6 protein-coding genes are annotated in these 7338 nt (G+C 71.4%); 4 read left to right on the top strand and 2 right to left on the bottom strand.

The genetic code is table 11. The annotated features are described in order from the left end of the window. The 3 genes from ACZ3IG_RS24495 to ACZ3IG_RS24485 form a co-directional block, all read left to right on the top strand. Positions 1–637 (top strand): vitamin B12 dependent-methionine synthase activation domain-containing protein (locus ACZ3IG_RS24495; RefSeq protein WP_467434657.1); only part of this gene is annotated, 637 nt, incomplete at its 5' end. A gap of 172 nt (positions 638–809) precedes the next feature. Further along, positions 810–1511, top strand: a complete 702-nt coding sequence (locus ACZ3IG_RS24490; RefSeq protein ID WP_467434656.1) for an HAD family hydrolase — start codon at positions 810–812, stop codon at positions 1509–1511. Between the two features lie 456 nt (positions 1512–1967). Beyond that, entirely contained in the window at positions 1968–3572 is a 1605-nt protein-coding gene (locus ACZ3IG_RS24485; RefSeq protein WP_467434655.1) for an ABC transporter substrate-binding protein, read from the top strand. 112 nt (positions 3573–3684) lie between these two features. Here the strand turns inward: ACZ3IG_RS24485 and ACZ3IG_RS24480 are convergent, their stop codons facing one another. Then, complete coding sequence (locus tag ACZ3IG_RS24480) at positions 3685–4356, bottom strand: response regulator (protein ID WP_215173697.1); 672 nt, start codon at positions 4354–4356, stop codon at positions 3685–3687. 67 nt (positions 4357–4423) lie between these two features. Next, complete coding sequence (locus ACZ3IG_RS24475) at positions 4424–5482, bottom strand: RecB family exonuclease (RefSeq protein ID WP_467434653.1); 1059 nt, start codon at positions 5480–5482, stop codon at positions 4424–4426. A gap of 190 nt (positions 5483–5672) precedes the next feature. Between ACZ3IG_RS24475 and ACZ3IG_RS24470 the strand changes: the two genes are divergently transcribed. Next, positions 5673–7322, top strand: coding sequence for a site-2 protease family protein (locus ACZ3IG_RS24470; protein ID WP_467434652.1), 1650 nt, complete (start codon positions 5673–5675; stop codon positions 7320–7322). The last annotated feature ends 16 nt before the right edge of the window (positions 7323–7338 follow it).

Raw genomic sequence — 7338 nt, 5'->3', positions numbered from 1 at the left:
CGAGGGGCGGCCCCGGCTGCGGGGCCTCCTCGACCGGCTCCAGACGGAGAACCTGCTGGAAGCGGCCGTGGTCTACGGCTACTTCCCGTGCGTCTCCAAGGACGACGACCTCATCGTCCTCGACGACGACGGCAACGAGCGCACCCGCTTCACCTTCCCCCGCCAGCGGCGCGGCCGTCGCCTGTGCCTGGCCGACTTCTTCCGCCCGGAGGAGTCAGGCGAGAAGGACGTCGTCGGCTTCCAGGTCGTCACCGTCGGCTCCCGCATCGGCGAGGAGACCGCCCGCATGTTCGAGGCCAACGCCTACCGCGACTACCTCGAACTGCACGGCCTGTCCGTCCAGCTCGCCGAGGCCCTCGCCGAGTACTGGCACGCCCGCGTCCGCACCGAACTGGGCTTCGCCGGCGAGGACCCCGACGAGATGCAGGGCATGTTCGAGCTGAAGTACCGGGGCGCCCGCTTCTCGCTGGGCTACGGCGCCTGCCCGGACCTGGAGGACCGGGCGAAGATCGCCGCCCTGCTGGAGCCGGAGCGGATCGGCGTCCACCTGTCGGAGGAGTTCCAGCTCCACCCCGAACAGTCCACCGACGCCATCGTGATCCACCACCCCGAGGCGAAGTACTTCAACGCCCGCTGAGCCGTACGTCACCGCCGGCCGGGCCCCAGGCCACCGCCCGGCGGGTCGTACGTCACCGCCCGTCGGCGCACCACCGGGCGCTTCGTCCGCGGGCGACGTACACTGGTCGGTCCACCGCAGGCCGGTTCCCGCTCAGGGAACCGGCCTGATCGTCCCTCAAGGAGGTAAGTGGATGACCAGTACGGTCCCCGCGCTCGGTACCCGTACGGCCGAAGGGTCCGCCCTCCAGGCCGTGCTCCTGGACATGGACGGAACCCTGGTGGACACCGAGGGCTTCTGGTGGGACGTGGAGGCGGAGGTCTTCGCCGGGCTCGGGTACACCCTGGACGACTCCTGGCGCCATGTCGTGGTCGGCGGCCCCATGACCCGCAGCGCCGGCTTCCTGATCGAGGCCACCGGCGCCGACATCTCGCTGGCCGAGCTGACCGTGCTGCTCAACGACGGCTTCGAGGAGCGCATCGGCCGGGCCCTGCCCCTCATGCCCGGGGCCGAGCGGCTGCTGTCCGAGCTGTCCGAGCACGAGATCCCCACCGCATTGGTGTCCGCTTCCCACCGGCGCGTCATCGACCGGGTGCTCACCTCGCTCGGCGCCCACCACTTCGCCCTGACGGTAGCGGGCGACGAGGTCCCACGTACCAAGCCCTACCCGGACCCGTACCTGACCGCCGCCGCCGGACTCGGCGCGGATCCCCACAGATGCGCCGTCGTCGAGGACACCGCGACCGGTGTCGCCGCCGCCGAGGCCGCGGGCTGCCATGTCGTCGCGGTCCCGTCCGTCGCCCCCATCGCACCGGCCCTCAGGCGCACCGTCGTGCCCTCACTGGAACAGGTTGACCTGGCATTTCTACGCGGGTTGATGACGCACACGCGCTAGACGTTCACCCAGTGTGCACCAGTGAAAGAAGGGTAATTCGCGGAAACCTACCGGCGAGTTGCCGAGATGCGTGGCGGAAGGGTTTCGAAGGGTAATTCGCCGTCCAGGGACGGCCGAATTGAGTGCCTCACGCACCCGCTTGGCCATGTGACGTTCCCCACGCCCCCGGGGGTCGACAGGAAGCTGTGCCTGTGCTGTTGGTCGCGCTCCCCGGGCCGGCGCAGTGCCCATGTGTCCTGATTGGTGAAACCCTGCACGAATCCTTCCGCTGTCGGGTTTTCGGTGTGTCCACGCCCGGTTTCACTGCGTGATGGAGGCTCAACTCCGGCGGCTGCGAACTGTCGTACGGACGCGGACTAATCTCATCGCGAGAACCTCAGCCCTTACCCCCGTGATCGGCCGCGACACCCCTGCAAGCCGGATACACGGAATCGACAGCCCTGGAGAATCCCGAGCATGAACCGCAAGACTTTGGTGCTGCCGGCCGTGGTCGGCCTGCTCGCGCCGGTGCTCGCCGCGTGCGGCGGCTCCGACGGTGGCAGTGGCGGCGGAGACGCGATCGTCGTCGGCACCACGGACCGGTTCACCGCCACGAAGGAGGCCCCCGCGCCCCTCGACCCGGCGTGGGCGTACGACGTGGGCCTCTGGAACATCCTGCGCCAGACCCAGCAGACGCTGATGATCCAGCCGCGCGGCGACGGCGAGCCGGTGCCCGAGGCCGCCGAGCAGTGCGGCTTCACCGACACGGGCAACGAGCGTTACTCCTGCACCCTGCGGGACGGTCTGAAGTTCGCCGACGGTGACGCCATCACCGCCGCCGATGTGAAGTACTCCATCGAGCGGGCCATCGCCATCCAGGCCGACACCGGTGTCTCCTCGCTGCTCTCCACCATCGACACCGTCGAGACGCAGGGCGACCGCGAGGTGATCTTCCACCTCAACACCGCCGACGCCACCTTCCCGTACAAGCTGTCGACCCCCGTCGCCGGCATCGTCGACTCCGACGACTACGCGAAGGACAAGCTGCGCGAGGGCTTCGAACTCTCCGGCTCCGGCCCCTACACCTTCAAGGCGGAGGCCGAGGGCGAGGAGCTGACCAAGGCCGTGTTCACCAAGAACCCCAACTACAAGGGGACTCTGACGGTGAACAACGACAAGGTCGAGATGGTCTCGTACGCCGACGCCGAGACGATGGGCGCCGATATCGAGAACGGCGACATCGACGTGATGACGCGCGCGATGACGCCCGACCAGATCGACGAGCTGTCCAAGGCCTCCGGCGGCGCCGTCGACCTGGTCGAGGTGTCCGGCCTGGAGATCCGCTACCTCGCCTTCAACACCGAGGCCGCGACCGTCAAGAACATGGCCGTCCGCCAGGCGATGGCCCAGCTGATCAACCGCAGCGAACTGGTCTCCAAGGTCTACGGCTCCCAGGCCGAGCCCCTGTACTCGATGGTCCCGGCCACCATCACCGGCCACTCCAACTCGTTCTTCAACACGTACGGCGACCCGAGCGTCGACAAGGCGAGGACGCGGCTGGAAGAGGCCGACATCACCACGCCGGTGAAACTGACGCTGCACTACACCACCGACCACTACGGCGCGGCCGCCAAGACGGAGTTCGTTGAGCTGCAGAAGCAGCTCAACGACAGCGGTCTCTTCGACGTCGACATCAAGGGCACCGTCTGGGACAAGTACCGGGAGGGGCAGAAGAAGCACGAGTACGACGTCTTCGGTATGGGCTGGTTCCCCGACTTCCCGGACGCCGACAGCTTCATCGCGCCGTTCCTCGACAAGAACAACACCCTGTACTCGCCGTACGCCAACAACGAGATCATCGACAAGCTGATCCCGGAGTCCCGCCGCGAGGCCGACCGGCTGTCCGCCGCCGAGAGCCTGACGAAGATCCAGGACATCGTCGCCGATGAGGTGCCGCTGCTGCCGCTGTGGCAGGGCAAGCAGTACGTCGCCACCCGCGACGACATCACCGGTACCGCCTACCTGCTCAACTCCGCCTCCTCGCTCCAGCTCTGGGAGCTGGGCCGCGGCGTCAGCGACTGAGCCCGCCCGCACCACACGCCGGAGACCGGTCACACCGGCCGGCCGCACACCGAAAGGGCGCCCCTCTTCTTCCGGAGAGGGGCGCCCTTCGCGTCGCCGTGCCGCGACCGGCCTACTGCGCGCCGGGTCGCACCAGTCCGCTCTCGTACGCGTACACCGCGGCCTGCACCCGGTCGCGCAGCCCCAGCTTGGTCAGGACGTGCCCGACATGCGTCTTGACGGTCGTCTCGCTGACGAACAGGTCGGCGGCGATCTCCGCGTTGGACAGACCGCGCGCCACCAGCTTCAGCACCTCCACCTCACGCTCGGTGAGCGTGTGCAGGGTGTCCGGCACCGGCTCCTCGCCCGAGGGCAGATGGGTCGCGTACTTGTCGAGCAGCCGCTTGGTGATGCTCGGCGCGAGCATCGCCTCGCCGTCCGCCACCACCCGGATCGCCTGCACCAGCTCGTTGGCCGGGGCGTCCTTCAGCAGGAAGCCGCTGGCCCCCGCCCGCAGCGCCTCCACCACGTACTCGTCGAGGTCGAAGGTGGTCAGCACCAGCACCTTCGCCGGGCCGTCCCGCCCGGGTCCGGTGATCTGCCGGGTCGCCTCCACGCCGTCCATCCGCGGCATACGGATGTCCATCAGGACCACGTCGGGCTGCAACGCCCGCACCTGGTCCAGCGCCTGGAGGCCGTCACCGGCCTCGCCGACGACCGCGATGTCCTGCTCCGCTTCCAGAATCATCCGGAAGCCCGTACGCAGCAGCGGCTGGTCGTCGACCAGTAGGACACGGATGGCCACGTAAGTCTCCTTCGCTAGTCCGGCCCCATTCTGCCCTGCGCCCGTGGCGCCGGACGCGGCCGGGGCGCTACGCCTGGCCGCCCCCTCCCGGCCCGGCCGCCACCACCGGCAGCGGATACGGCGGGGGAGTGCCACCGAACTCCGGACAGTGCGCCTGGTGGTCGCACCAGCCGCACAACTTGGTGGGCCGTGGCCGCCACTCGCCCGTCTCGGTCGCCCGCCGGATCGCGTCCCACAGCGCCAGCAGCTTGCGCTCGACCCGCTCCAGATCGGCGACGACCGGGTCGTACGTCAGCACGTCACCGCTGCCCAGGTAGACCAGTTGCAGCCGGCGGGGGACGACCTTCTTCAGCCGCCAGACCACCAGCGCGTAGAACTTCATCTGGAACAGCGCGCTCTCGGAGTACTCCGGCCGGGGCGCCTTGCCGGTCTTGTAGTCGACGATCCGCACCTCACCGGTGGGCGCGACGTCGACCCGGTCGATGATGCCGCGCAGCCGCAGTCCCGACTCCAGCTCCGTCTCGACGAACAGCTCCCGCTCGGCCGGCTCCAGCCGGCTCGGGTCCTCCAGCGTGAACCAGCGCTCCACGAGCCGCTCCGCCTCGGCCAGCCAGCGCGCCAGCCGCTCGCCGTCCGGGTCGTCGGCGAACAGCTCCACCACCTCGGGCCGGGTCTCGCGCAGCCGGTCCCACTGGCCGGGCACCAGGGCCTTCGCGCGCGGCGGGGTGCGCTCGGCCGCCGGGGCGTCGAAGAGCCGCTCCAGCACCGCGTGCACCAGGGTGCCCCGGGTCGCCGCCTCGCTCGGCTTCTCCGGGAGCCGGTCGATCACCCGGAACCGGTACAGCAGCGGGCACTGCATGAAGTCGCCGGCCCGCGAGGGCGAGAGGGAGGCGGGGGGTACGGCGACGGGCCTGGCGGCGGGGGCGGCGGGCTCCACCACGGAGGAGGCCACGGTGGTCACGGCGGCCACCCCGGCCGCCGTGACCCTTGATGCCGCCGTACCCTCGCCCGCCCCCGGCGCGGTCTCCGGGGCCGCCGATGCCGCCGGTGCGGCCGGTACCGGCGGGTCCACGGGCGCGTCCGGACCTGCGGTGCCTCCCACCGCACCCTCGATGCTCGTCTCCATGCGACAGACCCTACGGCCCGCCACTGACAGTGACCCAGCCACGGCGGTGACGCCCGTGACGCGGGAGCGCGGAGGAGAGCAGGGGGAGCACAGGGGTGCCGGGGCGGAAGGGGGCGGGCGGGCCGCATACCATCGACATGAGACCCTTCCGCCCGGCAGGAGCGGAAGACGCTTCGAACGAGGGGAAACCGTGGACGTGAGCGGCGGGAGCGGGCAGCCGCGGTCCGGCAACGACGAGTCGGCCGAGCACCACACGGGGTCTACGGCCCCGGCCCCCGGCTCCGCGCGCCCCGGCCGGCCCCAGGACGGCGACACCGACCACCCCGATGCCCCCGCCCCCCTTCCCCCCGGCCCCGCCTCCGACGCGGGGACCCCGGCAGCACAGGGACGGGACGGTCACGGCGGCGGCACGGAGCAGGACGGCACACGTCCGCACGGCCCCGGCGACCAGTCCCCCCGCACGGCCTCCGGCGACCGCCCCGCCCCCGAAGCCCCCGGCGTCACCCCGGACCCCGCGGCCCCCCACAGCCCCGGCGTCCCCGGCACCCCCGGCGCCCGTGCCACGGACCACCGCCCCCACGCGCGGCCGGACGCGAGGTCCGACACGCGACCGGACACGAGGTCTGACACGCCACCGGACACCCGGTCGGACGGCCCCCGCACCGACCGCCCGCCCCGCCGTCCCCGCGAACCCGGCGGCGGCCTGCTGATGGGCCGCCCGTTCGGCGTCCCCGTCTACGTCGCCCCCAGCTGGTTCCTGGTCGCCGCCCTGATCACCTGGGTGTTCGGCGGCCAGCTCGACCGCGTCCTGCCCGAGCTGGGCGCCGCCCGCTACCTGGTCTCCCTCTTCTTCGCGGTCGCCTTCTACGCCTCCGTCCTCGTCCACGAACTGGCCCACACCGTCGCCGCCCTCCGCTTCAAGCTCCCGGTCCGCCGCATCCAGCTCCAGTTCTTCGGCGGCGTCTCCGAGATCGAGAAGGAAGCCGAGACCCCCGGCCGCGAATTCGTCCTGGCCTTCGTCGGCCCGCTGCTCTCCCTCGTCCTCGCCGGCGTCTTCTACCTCGCCCTGCTGCCCGTCGAGCCCGGCACCGTCCCCGGCGTCCTGCTGGCCGGCCTGATGATCTCCAACCTCATCGTGGCCGCCTTCAACCTGCTCCCCGGCCTCCCCCTGGACGGCGGCCGGATGCTCCGCGCCGTCGTCTGGAAGATCACCGGCAAGCCGATGAGCGGCACGGTCGCCGCCGCCTGGGTCGGCCGCGCCCTCGCCATCTCCGTCCTGATCGGCCTGCCCCTGCTCACCCAGGCCGGCGCCCTGGGCGCCGACGCCGTGGACAACGTCGGCATGGACACCGTCATGGACGCCCTGCTGGCCGCCATCCTCGCCGCGATCATCTGGACCGGCGCCGGCAACAGCCTGCGCATGGCCCGCCTGCGCGAACACCTCCCCGAGCTGCGCGCCCGCAACCTCACCCGGCGCGCGGTCCCCGTCGAGACCGACACCCCGCTCTCCGAGGCGCTGCGCCGCGCCAACGCCGCCGGCGCCCGCGCCCTGGTCGTCGTCGACGCCGAGGGCGCCCCCCTCTCCCTGGTCCGTGAGGCCGCCATCGTCGGCGTACCCGAACACCGCCGCCCGTGGGTCGCGGTCAGCGGCCTCGCCCAGGACCTCACCGACGGCATGCGGGTCTCGGCCGAGCTGGCCGGTGAGGAACTCCTCGACGTCCTGCGCGCCACCCCCGCCACCGAGTACCTGGTCACCGAGGAGACCGGCGAGATCTACGGCGTCCTGTCCGCGGCCGACGTCGAGCGCGCCTTCGTGAAGGCGATGGCCCGGCCGTCCTAGTGGTCAGCCGGTATCC

The sequence above is a fragment of the Streptomyces sp. NPDC016677 genome (assembly GCF_055562815.1).
The sequence above is the reverse complement of the archived record's forward strand: the minus strand, read 5'-3'. Positions and strand labels throughout refer to the sequence as shown.